18 protein-coding genes, 1 tRNA gene and 1 pseudogene are annotated in these 18,768 nt (G+C 74.7%); 12 read left to right on the top strand and 8 right to left on the bottom strand.

What is annotated here, in order from left to right:
- Positions 1-13 precede the first annotated feature (13 nt).
- The 3 genes and pseudogenes from BJP59_RS14405 to BJP59_RS14395 all read left to right on the top strand — a co-directional run.
- Positions 14-1,528 (top strand): annotated as a pseudogene (locus BJP59_RS14405) (MmgE/PrpD family protein); the annotation flags it as partial.
- Positions 1,529-1,626: 98 nt separating this feature from the next.
- Positions 1,627-2,544 (top strand): methylisocitrate lyase, encoded by a 918-nt coding sequence (gene prpB, locus BJP59_RS14400; RefSeq protein ID WP_137280731.1) that lies wholly within the window; start codon positions 1,627-1,629, stop codon positions 2,542-2,544.
- Between the two features lie 79 nt (positions 2,545-2,623).
- Positions 2,624-3,757: a bifunctional 2-methylcitrate synthase/citrate synthase gene (locus tag BJP59_RS14395; protein ID WP_194521255.1), complete on the top strand. Its 1,134-nt coding sequence runs from the start codon at positions 2,624-2,626 to the stop codon at positions 3,755-3,757.
- Positions 3,758-3,873: 116 nt separating this feature from the next.
- Here BJP59_RS14395 and BJP59_RS14390 read toward each other — a convergent pair whose 3' ends face one another.
- The 4 genes from BJP59_RS14390 to BJP59_RS14375 form a co-directional block, all read right to left on the bottom strand.
- Positions 3,874-5,109: an NAD(P)/FAD-dependent oxidoreductase gene (locus tag BJP59_RS14390; protein ID WP_194521254.1), complete on the bottom strand. Its 1,236-nt coding sequence runs from the start codon at positions 5,107-5,109 to the stop codon at positions 3,874-3,876.
- 131 nt (positions 5,110-5,240) lie between these two features.
- Positions 5,241-5,317 (bottom strand) — tRNA-Pro (locus BJP59_RS14385).
- A gap of 228 nt (positions 5,318-5,545) precedes the next feature.
- Positions 5,546-6,493 (bottom strand): metallophosphoesterase, encoded by a 948-nt coding sequence (locus BJP59_RS14380; RefSeq protein ID WP_144680168.1) that lies wholly within the window; start codon positions 6,491-6,493, stop codon positions 5,546-5,548.
- Positions 6,490-8,847 (bottom strand): transglycosylase domain-containing protein, encoded by a 2,358-nt coding sequence (locus BJP59_RS14375; protein WP_194521253.1) that lies wholly within the window; start codon positions 8,845-8,847, stop codon positions 6,490-6,492. The genes BJP59_RS14380 and BJP59_RS14375 overlap by 4 nt, the downstream gene beginning before the upstream one ends.
- A gap of 138 nt (positions 8,848-8,985) precedes the next feature.
- On the opposite strand from BJP59_RS14375, the gene BJP59_RS14370 reads away from it, so the two are divergent.
- Complete coding sequence (locus BJP59_RS14370; protein WP_021481786.1) at positions 8,986-9,150, top strand: hypothetical protein; 165 nt, start codon at positions 8,986-8,988, stop codon at positions 9,148-9,150.
- Positions 9,150-9,638, top strand: a complete 489-nt coding sequence (locus BJP59_RS14365; RefSeq protein ID WP_194521252.1) for a RidA family protein — start codon at positions 9,150-9,152, stop codon at positions 9,636-9,638. Before BJP59_RS14370 ends, BJP59_RS14365 begins: the two co-directional genes overlap by 1 nt.
- Positions 9,639-9,746: 108 nt before the next feature.
- Here BJP59_RS14365 and BJP59_RS14360 read toward each other — a convergent pair whose 3' ends face one another.
- Complete coding sequence (locus tag BJP59_RS14360) at positions 9,747-10,424, bottom strand: Crp/Fnr family transcriptional regulator (protein ID WP_047232250.1); 678 nt, start codon at positions 10,422-10,424, stop codon at positions 9,747-9,749.
- Between the two features lie 98 nt (positions 10,425-10,522).
- Between BJP59_RS14360 and nth the strand changes: the two genes are divergently transcribed.
- Positions 10,523-11,248 (top strand): endonuclease III, encoded by a 726-nt coding sequence (gene nth, locus BJP59_RS14355; protein WP_043654712.1) that lies wholly within the window; start codon positions 10,523-10,525, stop codon positions 11,246-11,248.
- A gap of 33 nt (positions 11,249-11,281) precedes the next feature.
- Here the strand turns inward: nth and BJP59_RS14350 are convergent, their stop codons facing one another.
- Both BJP59_RS14350 and BJP59_RS14345 read right to left on the bottom strand, forming a co-directional pair.
- Positions 11,282-12,226, bottom strand: a complete 945-nt coding sequence (locus BJP59_RS14350; RefSeq protein ID WP_086149747.1) for an alpha/beta fold hydrolase — start codon at positions 12,224-12,226, stop codon at positions 11,282-11,284.
- Positions 12,223-13,005: a winged helix-turn-helix transcriptional regulator gene (locus BJP59_RS14345; RefSeq protein ID WP_228485078.1), complete on the bottom strand. Its 783-nt coding sequence runs from the start codon at positions 13,003-13,005 to the stop codon at positions 12,223-12,225. The genes BJP59_RS14350 and BJP59_RS14345 overlap by 4 nt, the downstream gene beginning before the upstream one ends.
- 358 nt (positions 13,006-13,363) lie before the next feature.
- Between BJP59_RS14345 and BJP59_RS14340 the strand changes: the two genes are divergently transcribed.
- From BJP59_RS14340 to BJP59_RS14330, 3 genes are read left to right on the top strand one after another with little or no spacing between them, the layout of a single operon-like run.
- Complete coding sequence (locus tag BJP59_RS14340; protein WP_043654716.1) at positions 13,364-14,098, top strand: hypothetical protein; 735 nt, start codon at positions 13,364-13,366, stop codon at positions 14,096-14,098.
- The gene (locus BJP59_RS14335) at positions 14,095-14,583 is read left to right on the top strand and encodes a thioredoxin family protein (protein WP_194521251.1); all 489 of its coding nucleotides are present in this window, start codon (positions 14,095-14,097) and stop codon (positions 14,581-14,583) included. The genes BJP59_RS14340 and BJP59_RS14335 overlap by 4 nt, the downstream gene beginning before the upstream one ends.
- Before the next feature lie 36 nt (positions 14,584-14,619).
- Positions 14,620-15,099: a DUF4395 domain-containing protein gene (locus BJP59_RS14330; protein ID WP_076404531.1), complete on the top strand. Its 480-nt coding sequence runs from the start codon at positions 14,620-14,622 to the stop codon at positions 15,097-15,099.
- A 51-nt stretch (positions 15,100-15,150) separates the two neighbouring features.
- Here the strand turns inward: BJP59_RS14330 and BJP59_RS14325 are convergent, their stop codons facing one another.
- Entirely contained in the window at positions 15,151-15,546 is a 396-nt protein-coding gene (locus BJP59_RS14325) for a DsrE family protein (RefSeq protein WP_228485077.1), read from the bottom strand.
- A 254-nt stretch (positions 15,547-15,800) separates the two neighbouring features.
- Here BJP59_RS14325 and BJP59_RS14320 point away from each other — a divergent pair, with 254 nt between their 5' ends.
- The 3 genes from BJP59_RS14320 to BJP59_RS14310 all read left to right on the top strand — a co-directional run bounded on the left by BJP59_RS14320 (position 15,801) and on the right by BJP59_RS14310 (position 18,744).
- Positions 15,801-16,397, top strand: coding sequence for an FABP family protein (locus BJP59_RS14320; protein WP_043654723.1), 597 nt, complete (start codon positions 15,801-15,803; stop codon positions 16,395-16,397).
- Between the two features lie 65 nt (positions 16,398-16,462).
- The gene (gene ygfZ, locus BJP59_RS14315; RefSeq protein WP_076404532.1) at positions 16,463-17,605 is read left to right on the top strand and encodes a CAF17-like 4Fe-4S cluster assembly/insertion protein YgfZ; all 1,143 of its coding nucleotides are present in this window, start codon (positions 16,463-16,465) and stop codon (positions 17,603-17,605) included.
- Positions 17,602-18,744, top strand: coding sequence for an FUSC family protein (locus BJP59_RS14310; protein WP_194521249.1), 1,143 nt, complete (start codon positions 17,602-17,604; stop codon positions 18,742-18,744). Before ygfZ ends, BJP59_RS14310 begins: the two co-directional genes overlap by 4 nt.
- The last annotated feature ends 24 nt before the right edge of the window (positions 18,745-18,768 follow it).

The following is an 18,768-nucleotide window of genomic DNA, read 5'->3' as shown; positions in this document are numbered from 1 at the left end:
GACGGAGACACCGATGCCGTACACCCACCACCTGCGCGTCTACCCCAGCGCGGAGCCGCTCGACCGCACCGACCAGCTCGCGTGGAAGCTCGCCGAGCTCGCGACCGACCCCGTCGAGGTCACGCCCGAGGTCGTCGACATGGTCGTCAACCGGGTCATCGACAACGCCGCGGTCGCCGCGGCCAGCCTGACGCGCGGCCCCGCGGTCGCGGCGCGCGGCCAGGCGCTCGCGCACCCCTACACCCCGGGGTCGACGGTGTTCGGCTGCGGCCTCACCACCCGCACGAGCCCCGAGTGGGCGGCCTGGGCGAACGGCGTCGCGGTGCGCGAGCTCGACTTCCACGACACGTTCCTCGCCGCCGAGTACTCCCACCCGGGCGACAACATCCCGCCGATCCTCGCCGTCGCGCAGCACGCCGGGTCCGACGGCGCCGCCGTCGTCCGGGCGATCGCGACCGGCTACGAGATCCAGGTCGACCTCGTGCGCTCGATCAGCCTGCACCGGCACAAGATCGACCACGTCGCGCACCTCGGGCCGTCGGCCGCCGCGGGCATAGGGACGCTGCTCGGCCTCGACACCGAGACGGTGTTCCAGGCGATCGGCCAGGCCCTGCACACGACGACGGCCACCCGCCAGTCGCGCAAGGGCCAGATCTCCACGTGGAAGGCGCACGCCCCGGCGTTCGCGGGCAAGGTCGCGGTCGAGGCGGTCGACCGCGCGATGCGTGGCCAGACGTCGCCCGAGCCGATCTACGAGGGCGAGGACGGCGTCGTCGCGTGGCTGCTCGACGGCCCGGACGCGGCGTACGACGTCGTGCTCCCGGCTCCCGGCGAGCCGAAGACGGCGATCCTCGACACGTACACCAAGGAGCACTCCGCGGAGTACCAGTCGCAGGCGCTCATCGACCTCGCGCGGGCACTGCACGACGAGCACCCGTGGCTCGCCGACCCCGAGAACGTCACGTCGATCGTCATCCACACGAGCCACCACACCCACTACGTCATTGGCTCCGGCGCGAACGACCCGCAGAAGTACGACCCGACGGCGTCGCGCGAGACGCTCGACCACTCGATCCCCTACATCTTCGCGGTCGCGCTGCAGGACGGCGGCTGGCACCACGTCGACTCGTACGCCCCCGAGCGCGCGGCCCGCCCCGACACCGTCGCGCTGTGGGCCAAGGTCACGACGGCCGAGGACCCCGAGTGGACGCGCCGCTACCACTCGACCGACCCGGCGGAGAAGGCGTTCGGCGGGCGCGTGGAGATCGAGCTGGCCGACGGCGGCCGCCTCGTCCGCGAGATCGCGGTCGCCGACGCGCACCCGCTCGGTGCGCGGCCGTTCGGGCGCGAGCAGTACGTGCACAAGTTCCGCACGCTCGCCGCGGGCGTCCTCGAGGACGCCGAGATCGAGCGCTTCCTCGACCTCGCGCAGCGGCTCCCGGAGCTCACGCCCGCGGAGGTGCGCGAGCTGACGATCGTCGGGCGGCCCGGTCTGCTCGACTCCGTGCCGACGCCGACCGGCCTCTTCGAGCTCGGTCGCGACGACGCCCCCGCGCACCCCGAGGTCGAGGGCGACGGGTTCACCATGCACGAGGCCGACGCGACCACCGAGGGAGAGGCGCGCTGATGCTGTACAGCCAGGTGACGCCGTCGGACAAGCGGCGCGCGTTCCGCGCGGCGCTCGACGCCGCGGCGACCACGGGGGAGCCGCTGCGGCTCCCGGGCGCGTTCAACCCGCTGTCCGCGCGCCTGATCCAGGACAAGGGCTTCGAGGGCGTGTACGTGTCGGGGGCCGTGCTGTCGGCCGACCTCGGCCTGCCCGACATCGGCCTCACGACCCTCACCGAGGTCGCGGGGCGATCGCAGCAGATCGCGCGCGTCACGGACCTGCCCGCGCTCGTCGACGCCGACACCGGCTTCGGCGAGCCGATGAACGTCGCGCGCACCGTCCAGGCGCTCGAGGACGCGGGCGTGGCGGGCGCGCACGTCGAGGACCAGGTCAACCCCAAGCGGTGCGGCCACCTCGACGGCAAGGAGGTCGTCGGGCTCGACGAGGCGGCGAAGCGCGTGCGGGCGGCCGCCGACGCGCGCCGCGACCCCGGCTTCCTGATCATGGCGCGCACCGACGTCCGCGGCACGGTCCCCGGCGACGCCGGGCTGCGCGCCGCGATCGACCGCGCCAAGGCGCTCGTCGACGCGGGGGCCGACGCGATCTTCCCCGAGGCGATGAAGGACCTGTCGGAGTTCGAGGCCGTCGCGTCGGCCGTGGACGTGCCCGTGCTCGCCAACATGACCGAGTTCGGCAAGTCCGAGCTCTTCACACGCCGCCAGCTCGGCGACGCCGGCGTGCGGCTGATCATCTACCCCGTCACGCTCCTGCGGGTCGCGATGGGCGCCGCCGAGCGCGCGCTCGACGAGATCTCCGCGACCGGCACCCAGGCAGGCCAGGTCGAAGGCATGCAGACGCGCGCACGCCTCTACGAGCTGCTCGACTACGCCGCCTACAACACCTTCGACGAGGGCATCTTCACCTACCGGCCCTGACGACCGGCCGGTGCCGCGCGCCCGTCGGCCGCGGCACCGGCATCTCCCCGCGACCCGTGCTGCACGAAGGAGTGACCGCATGACCACCACCGCACCGACCACCGACGCGCCCGAGATCCGCAAGGGCCTCGCGGGCGTCGTCGTCGACGTCACCGCGATCTCGAAGGTCAACCCCGAGACGAACTCGCTCCTGTACCGCGGCTACCCGGTGCAGGACCTCGCCGCGCGCCGCAGCTTCGAGGAGGTCGCGTACCTCCTGTGGCACGGCGAGCTGCCCACGCCGGAGCAGCTCACCGAGCAGACCGCCGTCGAGCGGGCGCACCGCGCGCTGCCCGGCCACGTGCGCAACGCGATCCTCGAGCTCCCCACGACGTGCCACCCCATGGACGTCGTCCGCACCGCGATCTCCCAGCTCGGCGCGCACGACCCCGACGCTGAGGACTCCTCGCCCGAGGCCGAGCAGGCCAAGGCGGTCCGCCTGTGGGCCGTGCTGCCGGCCGCCGTCGCGCTCGACCAGCGTCGCCGTCGCGGCCTCCAGCTCGTCGAGCCGCGCGACGACCTCTCCTACGCCGAGAACTTCCTGTGGATGACGTTCGGCGAGGAGCCCGAGCCCGCCGTCGTGCGCGCGTTCGAGGTGTCGATGGTGCTGTACGCCGAGCACTCGTTCAACGCGTCCACGTTCACGGCGCGCGTCATCACGTCCACGCTGTCCGACCTGCACTCCGCCGTGACGGGCGCCGTCGGCGCGCTCAAGGGGCCGCTCCACGGCGGCGCGAACGAGGCCGTCATGGCGACGTTCGCCGAGATCGGCACCGCCGACCGCGCCGCCGCGTGGCTCGACGACGCGCTCGCCCACAAGCGCAAGATCATGGGCTTCGGGCACCGCGTCTACAAGCACGGCGACTCGCGCGTCCCCACCATGCGCGCGACGCTCGACGACCTCGTCGACCACTACGGCCGCCCGGACCTCCTCGAGCTCTACACCGCGCTCGAGACCGCGATGACCGAGCGGAAGAACATCCTGCCGAACCTCGACTACCCGGCCGGCCCGGCGTACCACCTCATGGGCTTCGACACCCCGATGTTCACGCCGCTGTTCGTCGCGTCGCGCGTGGTCGGCTGGACCGCGCACGTCATGGAGCAGCGCGCCGCCAACGCCCTCATCCGCCCGCTCAGCCAGTACGTCGGCCCGGAGCAGCGCGACCTCCCCTGACCCTGCCCCCGCCCCGCCCTGCGTCGAACAGGTGGTCCTGGCGCGTCCCGTCCCCCGGACGAGCCGGGACCACCTGCTCGGACCGCCGGGATCGCCTGGTGGGCCGACGGAGGGGGTCAGCCGACGAACGACTCCAGCTCGGCGCGGTCGGGCGGGCCGTCGCGGTGGATCAGCGCCTTGACGTCCTCCATGCGGTCCCAGACGTTGACGGCCATCCCGGCCTCGACGCGGCCGTCCTTGAGCCAGAACGCGACGAGCTCACGGTCGGGGACGGAGCCGGAGACCACGACCTCGTCGTAGGCGTCCGGGCCGGCGACGAAGCCGAGGTACTCCATGCCGACGTCGTACTGGTCGGAGAAGAAGTAGGGCAGCTCGGGGTAGGGGTCGGTCGCGCCGAGCATCGCGCGCGCGGCGTGCGGGCCCTGGTGGAGGGCGGTCGCCCAGTGCTCGACGCGCAGCGACCGCCCGTAGCGCGCCGAGGGCACGCTCGCGACGTCACCCGCGACGAAGACGTCGGGGTCGGTGGTCTGGAGCGTCGCGGACGCGACGACGCCGCCCGTCGCCGAGTCGAGGGCGAGCCCGGCGTCGCGCGCGAGCCCGACGTTCGGGACCGCGCCCACGGCGACGAGCACCAGGTCCGCGTCGACGTGGGTGCCGTCGGCGAGGTCCACCCCCGTGGCCCGACGACCGTCGCCGGAGATGCCCGTGACCTGGGCGCGGCGGTGGAGGTGCACCCCGTGGTCGGCGTGGACCTGCCCGTACAGCTCACCCATCTCGGGCCCCAGCACGCGCTCCAGCGGGTGGGTCCCGAGCCCGATCACGGTGACGTCGAGGCCGAGCGTGCGGGCGGACGCCGCGACCTCCAGCCCGATCCAGCCGTCGCCGACGACCGCCAGCCGCCCGACGCCGTCGTCCCGGGCCGCGCGCAGTGCCGCGGCCAGGGCGTCGCTGTCGTCGAGCGTCCGCAGCTCGTGCACCCCGGCCAGGTCGCCGCCGGGCAGAGGGATCCGGCGCGGGTCCGAGCCCGTCGCGAGCAGCAGCCTCTCGTACGACAGCGCGCGGCCGTCGTCGAGCGTCACGCGCCGCTCCGCGAGGTCGAGGGCCGTCGCCGTCGTCCCGGTGCGCAGCTCGACGTCGTGCGTGGCGTACCAGTCCGCTGCGAGCGGGAACACCGCGTCGCGCTCGGCCTCGCCGCGCAGGTAGTCCTTGGACAGCGGCGGCCGCTCGTACGGGCGGTGCGGCTCGCGCGCGACGACGGTGATCCCGCCGTCGTAGCCCTCCGCGCGCAGCGCCTCGACGGCCTTCGCCGCGGCGAGCCCTCCTCCGACGACGACGTGACGTCCAGCGCTCATGGCGACCTCCGCGGTGGTTCGGGACAGCGGACGGCCTCAGTCTCGCGCGAACCGGGGCGCACCGCCGGAGGAGCGGCGGGCGGGAGAACGACGAGAGGCCCGGGATCCTCGCGGATCCCGGGCCTCTCGGCTGGTCGGGGTGACAGGATTTGAACCTGCGACCTCTTCGTCCCGAACGAAGCGCGCTACCAAGCTGCGCCACACCCCGGTTGCTGGCCCACGTGACGGTCGACGAGGAAACCTCGTCTTCCCCGCAGGAAGCCTGCCCAGAATAGCCGACGAAGTGCCGTGCCACGAAACCCGATCCCTGCCACCCCGACGACACCCCCTCGACCCCCCGACTCGCGCGCGTCGAGCACGGGGTCGGCGACCGGAAAACCCGGGATCGCGGTCGCTGACCCCGTGCTCGGCGGAGCGGTGGGGAAGGGGGGAGCCGTCAGCGCGACGTCAGGGTCAGCAGCGTCGCCTCGGGGCGGCACGCGAACCGGACCGGCGCGTAGGGCGAGGTGCCCGCGCCGGCGGAGACGTGCAGCCACGTCGAGTCCTGCCCGCCCGCGGCGTCGGGGCGTGGGCCCGGCCAGCCGTGCAGGCCCTTGGCCCGCTTGCGGTCGATGTCGCAGTTGGTGACGAGCGCGCCGAACCCGGGGACGCAGAGCTGCCCGCCGTGGGTGTGGCCCGCGAGGACGAGCTCCGCGCCGTCGTCGTGCATCTGGTCCAGGACCCGCCGGTAGGGCGCGTGGGTGACCCCCAGCCGGAGCACGCCGCCCTCCGGCGGGGCGGCCGGAGCCTGCGACGCGGGCGCGGGGAAGACGTCGCGGTCGAGGTGCGGGTCGTCGACGCCCACGAGGTCGAGGCGGACGCCGCCGACGTCGAGGGCGTCACGACGGTTCGTGAGGTCGACCCACCCGGCGTCGCGCATCGCGCCGGCCATCTCGGCCGCGGGCAGGAGGCGGGCCTGCGACGCGAACGGCAGCCGCGCGTCGGGCAGGAGGTAGCGCGCCGGGTTCTTCGGGACGGGGGCGAAGTAGTCGTTCGAGCCCAGGACGAACGCGCCGGGCACCGCCAGGAGCGGGGCGAGGGCGTCGAGCAGCGGCTCGAGCGCGTCGACGTGCGCGAGGTTGTCCCCGGTGTCGACGACGAGGTCGGGCTCGAGCTCGGCGAGCGACCGCACCCACTCGATCTTGCGCCGCTGGGTCGGGACGAGGTGCAGGTCGGAGACGTGCAGCACCCGCAGGGGGCGCGACCCGGGCGGCAGGACCGGGACGGTCGCCTCACGGAGCGTGAAGAGCTTCGTCTCCACGTGCGCGTACGCGACGCCCGCCACACCGACGGCGGCCAGCGCCCCGAGCCCGCGCAGGACCCGGCGCGCCCCGTCGGCGCTCAGCCGTTCCCCCCGCCGCCGAGGCTCTCCAGCCACGCGCCGAGGTCGCTCTCGCGGCCCGCGCCGTTGCTGCGGTCCCCGCGGTCGCCGCGGCCGCCGTCGGCCTCGTTGTCCGGCTGGTCGTCGTCGGGCTGGTCGCCGCCCGGCTGGTCGCCCCCGGGCTGCTGACCGCCCTGGTCGCCGCCGTCCTGGCCGCCCTCGGGCGTCGAGGGGGTGCGCGGCGGGGGCGTCGGGGCGTTCACCCGGCCCCAGTCCGGGTCGGCGAACCCCGGTGCGGGCTGGCCGGCGAGGATCTGGTTCATGTAGTCGCGCCACGTCGGGGCGGCGAGGCTCGACCCGTACCAGTAGGGGCGCGTCTTCCCGTTGATGGTGAAGCGGCCGTTCATCGGGACGTCGCTCTCGGCGTTGCCGATCCACACCGCGGTGACGACCTGCGGGGTGTACCCGATGAACCACGTGTGCGTGTTGTTGTTCGCCGTCCCTGTCTTGCCCGCTGCGGGGCGCCCGTCAGCGAGACCGTTGCCGCGGCCCGAGCCCTGCGTGATGACCTGCTGCAGCGCGTAGGTGACGGTGTTGGCGATGTTCGGGTCGATCGCTCCGGGCTGGCAGTCCGCGGTGGGCACGGGGAGCTCCTTGCCGTCACCAGCGACCACCTTGGTGATGGCGATCGGCTTGCAGTACGTGCCGCCCGAGGCGAACGTGGCGTACGCGGCCGCCATCTGGAGCGGCGACGAGTTTTGCGTGCCAAGGATCATCGACGCGTTGACGTTGACGTTGCCCTCGTCCTTGAGCATGGACGGCTGGAACCCGGCGGCCTTCGCGGTCTCCGCGATGCCGCAGAGGTCGAGCTGGCTCGCCATGGTGGTGTACGCGGTGTTCACCGAGTTGAACGTCGCCTTGAGGACCGACATGGAGCCCGAGCCGGGACCGTCCGAGTTGGCCGGGGTCCACTTCTCGTTGCCCAGGCGGGTGCAGCTCGCGCGGAAGTCGCGGTTGATCGTCCAGGTGCGCTTGTTGGCGCTGACCGTGTCGTAGAGCGAGTGGCCCTCCTTGAGCCACTCGGCGAGCACGAACGGCTTCCACGTCGAGCCGGGGGAGAACCCGTTCGACGAGCCGTGGGCCTGGTCGACGCTGTAGTTGACCGCGGTCGTGTTCGGCGCCGGGTCCTGCGTGTTGTCGTACGCCCGGTTCTGCGCCATCGCGAGGATCTTGCCCGTGCCGGGCTCGACGGTGACGATCGCGTCCTCGACCTGGCTCGGGTCGTCCGCCGGGACGGCGGCCGTCGCGTGCTGGTGAGCGGCCGCCTGCATGTTCGGGTCGAGCGTCGTGTAGATGTCGAGACCGCCACGGTAGAGCAGCGACTGCCGCTCCTCCTTGGTCTCGCCGAACACCGGGTCCGACATGATGATCTTCGTGACGTAGTCGCAGAAGAACGTGGCGCCGTTCTCGGCCGCCTGGCAGCCCGCCTCGAGCGGCTGGATCTGGAGCGTCTCGGCGATGGGCGTGGCCAGCCCGGCGTCGTACTCCTCCTTGGTGATGTAGCCCTGCTGGTACATCGTGTTGAGGACGACGTTGCGGCGGTTCTGAGCCTTCTCCGGGTCGGCCGTCGGGTCGTACGTGGACGGCGCCTTGGTGATCCCGGCGATCGTGGCCGCCTGGAGGTAGTTCAGGTCCTTCGCCGAGATGCCGAAGTAGTGCCGGGCCGCCGTCTCGACGCCGTACACGGAGCGCCCGAACTGCGCGATGTTGAGGTAGCCCTGGAGGATCTCCTCCTTGGTCATCTTCTTCTCGAGCGAGATGGCGAGCTTCGCCTCGCGGGCCTTGCGGCCGAGCGTGTCGGCCTTGGCCTCGTGCTGCGCCATGACGTCGTCGTCGCGCACGGCCTGCTCGATGAGGACGTTCTTCACGTACTGCTGCGTCAGGGTCGAGGCGCCCTGCGTCGAGCCGCCCGTGAGGTTGTTGACGAACGCGCGCGGGATGCCCTCGACGTCGACCCCGCCGTGCTCCCAGAAGCGCTTGTCCTCGATCGCGATGACCGCGTTCTTCATGGGCTCGGAGACCTGGTCCAGCGGGACGACGATGCGGTTCTCCGTGTAGAACGTCGCGAGCCGCGTCGTGCCGTCGTTCGCGTAGATGCGCGACTGCTCGGACAGCGGGCCCGGCTCGAGGTCGGCCGGCAGCTCGTCGAACACCTCGACGGCGGTGTCCGTCGCCGTGTTCGCCCCGGCGGCCAGCGGCACGAGGAGCCCGGCCGCGAGCACGCCGCCGACGCCGGAGACCAGCACGAACGCCAGGAAGAGGGCGACGAGCTGGTACGCGTTGATCTGCCGGCCGCGAGGACGCACAGGGGAAGCCATGGTGCCAACCCTACGGGAGCACACCCGGGAGAGGCCCGGAAAGCCGCCTCTCCCGGGTGTGCGGGTTGTGTAAGCATCCCGGGACGGCGCGCCCGTCCGGCCGCGCCGCGGCCCGTGCCGTCCGACTACGCTCGCCCCATGGCAACCACGTGGGAGTACGCGACCATCCCCCTCATCATCCACAACACGAAGGCCGTCCTCGACCAGTGGGGCTCCGACGGCTGGGAGCTCGTCCAGGTCGTGACCGGCCCGGACGGCAACGGCCTCGTCGCCTACCTCAAGCGCCCCACCGGGGAGAAGTAGTGACGGGCGTCCCCGCCGGGACGGTCGCCGCGCGCCTCGCGGAGCTCGGGATCACCCTCCCGCGGGTGGCGGCGCCGGTCGCCGCCTACGTCCCCGCGGTGCGCTCCGGCCGGTACGTCCACACCTCGGGCCAGCTCCCGTTCGTCGACGGCGCCCTGCTCGCGGCCGGCAAGGTGGGTGACGGCGAGGGCCTCGTCGCGCCCGCCGACGCCGCGGACCTCGCGCGCGTGTGCGCGCTCAACGCGCTCGCGGCCGTGCACGACGTCGTCGGGAACCTCGACGACGTGGTCCGGGTCGTCAAGGTGGTCGGGTTCGTGGCGAGCGACCCGTCGTTCACGGGCCAGCCCGGAGTCGTGAACGGTGCGAGCACCGTCCTCGGCGAGATCTTCGGCGAGGCCGGGGTGCACGCGCGCAGCGCCGTCGGCGTCGCGGTCCTGCCGCTCGACGCCCCGGTCGAGGTCGAGCTCGTCGTCGAGCTGGCGGACTAGCCCGCGACGCCCGCACGAGAACGGGGTCGGCGACCAGGTCCGTGAGGATCCGGTCGCCGACCCCGTTCTCGTCGGCATCTCGTGCGGCATCTCAGCCGGCGTGGCCGCTCAGCGCGCGCGGCGCTCCAGGCGGTCCATGTCGAGCAGGACGACGGCCCGGCCCTCGCGGCGGACCCAGCCGCGCGTCGCGAAGTCGGCGAGCGCCTTGTTCACGGTCTCGCGCGACGCGCCGACGAGCTGCGCGAGCTCCTCCTGCGTGAGGTCGTGCGCGACGCGGACGCCCTCGTCCGTCTCCTCGCCGAAGCGGGTCGACAGGTCGAGGAGCGCCTTGGCGACACGGCCCGGCACGTCGGAGAACACGAGGTCGGCCAGCGTCTCGTTCGTGCGGCGCAGGCGGCGCGCGAGGGCGTTGAGCAGGTGCTTGGCGACGCTCGGGTGCTTCTCGATCCACTCGACGAGCTGGTCGTGGCCGAGCTCGTAGATCACGGAGTCGGCGACGGAGCTCGCGGTGGCGGTGCGGGGGCCCGGGTCGAAGAGCGAGAGCTCGCCGAACATCTCGCCGGGGCCGAGGATCGACAGGAGGTTCTCGCGGCCGTCGTTGGAGCGGCGCCCCAGCTTGATCTTGCCGCTCGCGATCACGTAGAGGCGGTCGCCCGGCTCGCCCTCGCGGAACAGCACGTCTCCGCGCGAGAGCTCGATCTGCTGCATCGACTCGAAGAGGGTGCGCGTCTCGTCCGCGTCCATCGTCGCGAACAGGGGGGCGGAGAGCACAACGTCGTCGTCCACGCGGGGTGTCCTATCGTCTCGTCCTCGGAAATGTTCCAGGACAAGTCTGCCCTACCGCTGCAACTCGGGTGTCAGGGGCGGCGGCTACGGTGGGTTTCGTGACCACCACCGAGCAGGCCCGCGCGCGGGCCCCGAAGCCAGAGTCGCACCTCGCGCTCGTGCGGCGCGCGCGCCGCACCAACCGTGAGCTCGCGGTCACCTACCCGGACGCGCACTGCGAGCTCGACTTCACCACGCCGCTCGAGCTGCTCGTCGCGACGGTCCTCTCGGCCCAGACGACGGACAAGCGCGTGAACCTCACGACGCCCGCGCTCTTCGCGCGCTACCCGGACGCCGCGGCCTACGCGGCGGCGGACCGCGCCGAGCTCGAGGAGATCCTGCGGCCCACGGGCTTCTTCCGGGCCAAGGCGCAGTCGGTCATCGGGATCGGCCAGGCGCTCGTCGAGCGGTTCGACGGCGAGGTGCCCGCCCGCCTGGAGGACCTCGTCACCCTGCCCGGCGTGGGGCGCAAGACGGCGAACGTCGTGCTCGGGAACGCGTTCGGCGTGCCGGGGCTCACCGTGGACACGCACTTCGGCCGCCTCGTGCGCCGCCTGGGGTGGACCACGGAGGAGGACCCGGTCAAGGTCGAGCAGGTCGTCGGCGGGCTCATCGAGAAGTCGGAGTGGACGATGCTCTCCCACCGGCTGATCTTCCACGGCCGGCGGGTGTGCTTCGCGCGCAAGCCCGCGTGCGGCGCGTGCACGATCGCGCGGTGGTGCCCGTCCTTCGGCGTCGGCGAGGTCGACCCGGTCAAGGCGGCCGCGCTGGTCAAGACGAGCTGAGGGCCTCGCGCGGACGGTCGGGCGAGGGCGCGGTCAGCCCGCGGGCCGCTGCGTCGTGGGGAGCCAGTCCAGGAGCAGGTCCGTCACGGTGCCCGGGGCCTCTTCAGGGAGGAAGTGCCCGGCGTCGTCCACGACCTCGAAGCGGAAGTCTCGGGCGAGCGCTGCGCCGTCGGCGTCCGCGAGCTCGCGGCGCAGCAGCCCGTCGCGCGCCGCGTGCACCTGGAGGGCGGGGACCTCGACGGGGTGGCGGAGCGCGGCGAGGAAGCGGCGCCCGTCGGGCCGGGGGGTGGAGCGCACGGCCCAGCGCAGCGACTCCATCGCGGTGTGCGCCGCGAACGGGATGCGCATGACGGTGCGGTACGTGTCGACGACGTCGGGCGCGAAGGGCTGCGCGGCGCCCGTGGCGAGCACGTCGGCCACGAGGTCGCCGCGGACGAGCGCGCGCTCGGGCAGCGTCGGCACCTGGTAGAACGCGAGCTGGCGCTGCGCGGCGGGCGTGAGGAGCCGCCGGGCCGACGTGTGCAGGCGTGCGGGGTGCGGCGCGGAGAACGCGGCGACCCCGGCCGTCACGGCGGGCTGGAGCGCGGCCATCGCCCAGGCGAGGCTGCCGCCGGTGCCGTGGCCCACGACGACCGCGCGCCCCGACCCGAGCGAGCGGATCACGCCGGCGATGTCACGTGTGCGCGTCGGGGCGTCGTAGCCGATCGGCGGCTTGTCGGACGCCCCGACGCCCCGCACGTCCATCGCGGCGACGCGGTAGCCCGCGGCGGCCAGCGGCTCGAGCTGGTGCCGCCACGCCCACCAGAACTGGGGGAACGAGTGGAGCAGCACGACGAGCGGCGGGCCGGGGTCCCGCACGCCGCGGTCCTCGGGACCGGCGAGCGCCACGTGGAAGCGGGCCCCGTTGGCCGGCACGAACTCGTGGCGCCAGGGGCCGTCGAGGAGGGCGGACGTGAAGTCGGAGGGGTCGGGCGTCACCCGGACGAACCTACCGGCGTCCCGGACCCGCTGTCGGCCGACGACCCGGAGCCGGCGCCGGCGGCGTCCGCTCCGGACGTCTCCGTGGCCGCCGCGGGACGGCGGTCCTTCGGCGGGTCGAACCGGTAGCCGACGTTGCGCACCGTGCCGATGAGCTGCTCGTGCTCCGGCCCGAGCTTGGCGCGCAGACGGCGCACGTGGACGTCGACGGTGCGCGTGCCCCCGTAGTAGTCGTAGCCCCAGACCTCCTGGAGGAGCTGCGCGCGCGTGAACACGCGGCCCGGGTGCTGGACGAGGTACTTGAGGAGCTCGAACTCCTTGTACGTGAGGTCGATCGGGCGGCCGCGCAGCCGGGCGGTGTAGCCGCTCGCGTCGATCGCGAGCTCGCCCGCCGCGATCTCCTGCGGGCCGTCCTCGGCTGGACCCCGCGCGGAGCGCTCGATGACGAGGCGGAGGCGGGCCTCGACCTCGGCCGGTCCGGCACCCTCCAGCAGGAGGTCGTCGGCACCCCACTCGGCGGTCACCACGGTGAGCCCGCCCTCGGTGAGCACGAGCACGAGCGGGACCGTCAGGCCCGTGGCGTGCAGGAGCCGGCACGTGGTGCGGGCGGCGACGAGGTCGCGGCGCGCGTCCAGCAGCACGACGTCCGAGTCCGGTGCGTCGACGAGCGCCGACGGCTCCATGGGCAGGACCCGGATGCGGTGCGAGAGCAGGCCGAGCGCGGGCAGCACCTCGACGGAACCGCCAGTGGCGGGGGTGAGGATGAGCAGGTCGGCCATCCGGCACCTCCTTCCGGGTCGCGGGGCGCGGGCGGCGCCCCCGGGCGTCGACGCGTGGCGACCGGACGGGACGGACCTCTACGGGGCACGCCACGTCGTCGGCCACGTCCGCGGTCCGTGGACGGTTACCGTATCGCGTGCCGGCCGCTCGCACGGTGCGTGTCTCACATCGCGCGCGTCCGCTCTCCCCGGCCGGTGACAGCGCTGCCCGGCAGCGACGCCGCGGCCCGCTCGCGACACCGCCGCCCGGCCGTCGACAGGGAGCCGGTGAGCGGCCCGTGGCGAGTCTCTGCGACACTCTGAGGCGTGCTGCACGACCCGACGCCCTCCCGCGACCCCCGAACGGGGCGCTGACCGCGTGGACCTCTCGACCCGTGCCGTCGTGACGGCATGCCTGGCGGCGGTCGTGGCCGTCGCCGCGTTCTTCGGCCCGCTGCCGCTCACGATCGCGTCGGGCGCGCTGGCGCTGGGCGTCGCGATCGGCTGGCCGCGGCTGCTCGACATCCCCGTCCACGGCGGGACCCGGGTCGTCATCGCGATCGCCGGGCTCGGCGCCGTGGCCGCGACCGCCGCGACGCACGGGGAGCCCGCGCTGCGCCACCTGCCCGTCGTGCTCGCGCTCTCCGTCGTCCTCGCGTTCGTCGCCGAGCTCCTGCGGCGCGACGGCCGTCCGCGCCTCGTCGAGTCGCTCATCGGCACGGTGAGCGGGATCGTCGTGGCGACGTCGAGCGCGGGCTGGATCGCCGCGGGCCGCACCGACGCCGGCGAGTCCCTCGTCGTCACGACGGCGGTCGCGCTCGCCGTGGCGTCCGCGGTGTCCGCGCTGCCGCTCGGCGGCTGGCTCAACGCCGCGCTGACGCTCGGCCTCGCGGTGCTCGCGGGCGGCGCCGTCGGCTACGTCATGCCCGACCTCGAGCTGCTGGGCGGCGTCTGGGCGGGGGTCGTCGCGGGCCTGCTCGTCGCGTCGCTGCACGCGCTCTTCGACCAGCTCCCCGAGCTGCGCGGCCGTCTGGGCGCGTTCTCGGCGACCGCCCTGCCCGTCGCCGTCGGCGGGACCCTGATCTTCGTCGTCGGCCGGGTGATCGTCGGGTGACCCCGTCGCCGCTCGCCGTCGTGCTGCTCGTCGTGACCCTCGTCGCGACGGCCGCGCTCGGCGTGTGGTGGCAGCGACGCCAGGGCGTCGTGCGGGCCGCGCGGGGGAGAGGACCCGCGTCGCCGGCGGCCGCCGTCGCCGGGCCCGCGCCCGTGGACTGGGCGGCGCACGGCGTCGCGCTCGCGGAGCGCCGCACGTTCGTCCAGTTCTCCGCCGAGCTCTGCGCGCCGTGCCGCGCCACCGCCCGGGTCCTGCGCGACGTGAGCGCCGCGCACCCGGACGTGACGCATCGTGAGATGGACGTCGACGACCACCTCGACCTGGTGCGAGCATTCGGCATACTGCGCACGCCGACCGTCCTCGTGCTCGACGCGGAGGGTCGGGAGGTCGCCCGCGCGAGCGGGGGCATGAACCGCGCCCAGGCGCTCGCGGCGCTCGCCGTCGCGGACCCGGGCGCGCGGCCCGCGAGCGTGCCAGGCAGCTGACCGCCGTCTCCGACGGCCCGACCGGAGGAGACCCGAGTGAGCGACCAGGCAGGCCCGGAGGCCACCGTCACCGAGCCGGGCGGCGCGCCCGCCGGCATCGACCCGCGCGGGCCGCGCGCGGGGGCGGGCATGACGGCCGTCCTGCTCGCCGTGGTGATCCTGCTCTGGACGTCGCCCGCGGCGCTCGTGCTGCTCGCGGTCGTCGCGGCGAGCTTCCTGCTCGGCACCGTCCGCGGCGCGCAGGGCACGTGGCAGGCGGCCGTCTACCGGCTGGTCCTGCTCCCGCGCATCGGCCCGACGACGGAGCGCGAGGACCCGAGGCCGCCGCGGTTCGCGCAGGCGGTGGGCCTCGTGATCACCGGTGCCGGAGTCGTGCTCGGGCTGATCGGCGTCGCGGGCGCCGTGCCAGCCGCGGCGGCGCTCGCGCTCGTGGCCGCCGTCCTCAACGCCGCGTTCGGCCTGTGCCTCGGGTGCGAGCTGTACCTGCTGCTGCGCCGGGTCGCGCCGGCCCGCTGACGGCCCGGCGCGCGCCCGCCCGGCAGGCGAGCGCCCGCGGGCGGGGCTCGCTCAGTAGACGAGCGCCTGGGCACCCTCGCGCAGCGCCTCCTCGACGAACACCGCCGCCCCCGCGATGCGCACGCCGGGCAGGACGTCGTCGGCGGTGATCCCGCGGCGCGCCGCGCACTGCGTGCAGACGGTCAGCGTGCCCGCGGCGAGGACCGCGTCGAGCAGGTCGGGCAGCGGCGCCGCGTGCTCGAGCTCGAGCTCCGCCGCGCGGCCCGGCACCCCGAACCACGCCGCCTCGCCCGTGAGCCACACGCTCACCTCGACGCCCGCCGCGACCGCGGCGGCGGCGACGGTGAAGGCCTGGTTCGCGGCCTCGGGCCGGTCGAGCCCGGAGGTCGTCTTGACGACGAGGGAGCGGGGGCGGGGGGCGGCGGCAGGGAGCGAGGAGTCGGTCACGCGGCCGAGCGTAGTCCCGCGGGTGACCACGGCCACGGCGTGCCGGTGCCGTCCGGCCGGTAGGATCGCCCGCATGAGCCCGCACACTCTCGAGCTGATCTTCCTCGGCCTGCTCCTCGCGGCGACGGTGACCATCACGTGGTTCGCCGGGTACGTCGTCTACAAGCTCTTCAAGGGCCAGCGCTGACGTCGCCGCGCGGGGCCCGTCCCCGCGCGGGCGCCACGCGCCGCCCGACTCCGAGAGGTGGTCGCTGATGCCGTTCGAGTTCCCCGAAGGCCTCGCTCCCGAGGTGTACCCGCTCGCCTGGCTCGTCGGGAGCTGGCGCGGCGAGGGCGTCGTCAAGTACCCGGGCATCGAGGAGACGCCGTTCGTCCACGACGTCGTGTTCGATCACGACGGCGGCCCCTACCTGCGCTACGAGTCGACGCTGCGCGTCCTCGACGCCGCGGTCCCCGAGACGGTGCCCGCGGAGGGCGAGTGGCCCGAGCGTGACGAGGCCACCCTCGACGCCGCGGCCGCCGCGTCGCCCGTCTGGTCCACGGAGACCGGCTACTGGCGCGTGTCGACCGACCGGCCCGAGGGCCTGGAGGACGACCGCCACCCCCTCGAGGTCCTGGTCGCCGACCCGGCGGGCCGCGTGTCGGTGTACCTGGGCGCCGTCGGCAACGGCCGCGTGGACCTGGCGAGCGACCTCATCGCGCGCACGTCCACCGCGTCCGAGGTCACGGCCTCGAAGCGGCTCTACGGGTTCGTCGAGGGCCAGCTCCTGTGGGTGTGGGAATTGGCGGCCTTCGGTCAGCCGTTGCAGTCGTACGCGTCCGCGAAGCTGACCCGGCGCCCGTCGGCCTGACGCAGGCCACCGGGCGGCCCGAGGGGCCCGCCCGGCCCGGACGCGTCGACGAAGGAGGACCACCCGTGACCACCGGTTACACCAGCCCGCTCCTGTCCCGCCACGGCGCCGTGCCCGCGACGGGCCCCGACGAGGGCGTCGCCTGGCACTACGGCGACCCGACCGGGGAGCAGCGCGCGCTGCGCACGGGCGGCGCCGTCGTCGACCAGTCGCACCTGGGCGTCGTCACGGTCACGGGCCCGGACCGGCTGAGCTGGCTGCACTCCATCACGTCCCAGGACCTCACGGACCTCGCGCCGCGCACCTCGACCGAGCTGCTCGTGCTCTCGCCGCAGGGCCACGTCGAGCACGCGGCGTCGGTCGTCGACGACGGCACCACGACCTGGCTCGTCACCGAGCGCTCGCACGCGGCCGACCTCGCCGCGTGGCTGGACCGCATGAAGTTCATGCTCCGCGTCGAGATCGCCGACGCCACGGACGAGTGGGCCGCGCTCGGCGAGCCGGTCGACGCCGAGGGCGCCGAGGACGAGCCCGTGACGTGGCGCGACCCGTGGCCGCGCGTCCTCGCGGGCGGCACGCGGTACGGCCCGCCCGAGGACGAGCACCCGGGCCGCGAGCGCCCGTGGCGGCTCGTGCTCGTCCCGCGCGCGGAGCTGGCCGACGCCGTCGCGGCGCGCGAGGCCGCCGGGTGGCGCCTCGTGGGCACGTGGGCGAGCGAGGCCGCGCGCGTCGAGGCCTGGCGCCCACGCCTCGCGACGGAGGTCGACCACCGGTCGATCCCGCACGAGACCGACTGGCTGCGCACTGCCGTCCACCTGCACAAGGGCTGCTACCGCGGGCAGGAGACCATCGCGCGCGTGCACAACCTCGGGCGTCCGCCGCGGCGAGTCGTCATGCTGCACCTCGACGGCTCGGGCCACCTGCTGCCCGCCCCGGGTGCCGAGGTCACGCTCGACGGCCGCGCCGTCGGGGCCGTCACGTCGGTCGCGCGCCACCACGAGCTCGGGCCGATCGCGCTCGCGGTCCTCAAGCGGAGTGCGCCGGTCGACGCCGAGCTCCTCGTCGACTGCGACGGCGGCGCGATCTCCGCGGCGCAGGAGGTCGTGGTGCCCGGCGAGGGCGTCTCCGTCGACCGTCCGGCCGCGCGCGGTCCCGTCGGGCGCGGCGTCACGCCGCGCGGCGAGGGCGCACCCACGAGCATGCTGTGACGTCGGGGCCGGCGCGCGGGCAGTCCCCGGGGGCGGTCGACGTCGCCCGGACGGCGTGGCGCCGGCTCCTCCTGCGGGCCCGGGTCCGTCAGGGCGCGTCGCGCGTGCGCGTGGCGCTGTGGCCCATCCTCCAGGCGTCGGCGGCCGCCGGTCTCGCGTTCGGCATCGCCCGGTACGGGCTCGGGCACACGGCCCCCTTCTTCGCGCCGGTCTCCGCGTGGATCTGCCTCGGCTTCAGCCAGGACCGTCAGCTCCGCCGCGTGCTCGAGCTCGCGGTGGGCGTCGCGATCGGCGTCGGCCTGGGGGACCTCGTGGTCCACGCGATCGGGTCGGGCTGGTGGCAGGTCGCCGTCGTCCTCGCGGTCTCGGCCCTCGCCGCACGCTTCATCGACCGGGGCGCGATGCTCACGACGCAGGCGGGCGTGCAGGCCATCGTCATCGTCGGGCTCCCGGCCGCGCAGGCGGGCGGCCCGCTCGGGCGGTGGACGGACGCGCTCGTGGGCGGCGCCGTCGCGCTCGCCGTCGCGGCGCTCACCCCGGGCGACCCGCGGCGACGCCCCCGTCTCCTCGGCGCGGAGGCGACGTCTGAGCTCGCGGGCGTGCTCGACGTGCTCGCTCGCGGCCTGCGGGCGCGCGACCCCGGGGACCTCGACGCGGCGCTGGTCAAGGGCCGGGCGTCCGAGGGCGCGCTCGAGGAGTGGCAGTCGTCCGCGACGTCCGCGCGCGAGCTCGCGCGCGTGAGCGCCGCCGGGCTGCGGCACCGGGACGAGCTGGGCGGGCTCGAGCGGCAGGCGGTGCTCGTCGACCGCGCGATGCGCAGCGTGCGCGTCCTGGCGCGGCGCGCGCGGCCGGTCGCGAGCGGCCCGGACCACCACGAGCTCGACGCCGTGGCGGACCTCGTCGCTCGGTTCGGCGCCGGGGTGCACGTGCTCGCCGAGGCCGTCGGCGCGGGGCGCGACCCGGCGGTCGCGCGCGAGGTCCTCCTCGAGGTGGCCCGCAGCGCCGACCCCCACGCGCTCGGCGACGGCGACTGGCAGGTCCAGTCGCTCGTGATGCTCGTGCGGTCGCCGATCGTCGACGCCCTGGAGGCGGCGGGCGCGACGCCCGAGCAGGCGCGCGACGCGCTCCCCGAGCTCTGAGAGCGTTCGCACCCGGGACGACCG

Origin of the sequence: Cellulosimicrobium sp. JZ28 (assembly GCF_015327065.1) — a bacterium.
Taxonomy (GTDB): domain Bacteria; phylum Actinomycetota; class Actinomycetes; order Actinomycetales; family Cellulomonadaceae; genus Cellulosimicrobium; species Cellulosimicrobium funkei.
The sequence above is the reverse complement of the archived record's forward strand: the minus strand, read 5'-3'. Positions and strand labels throughout refer to the sequence as shown.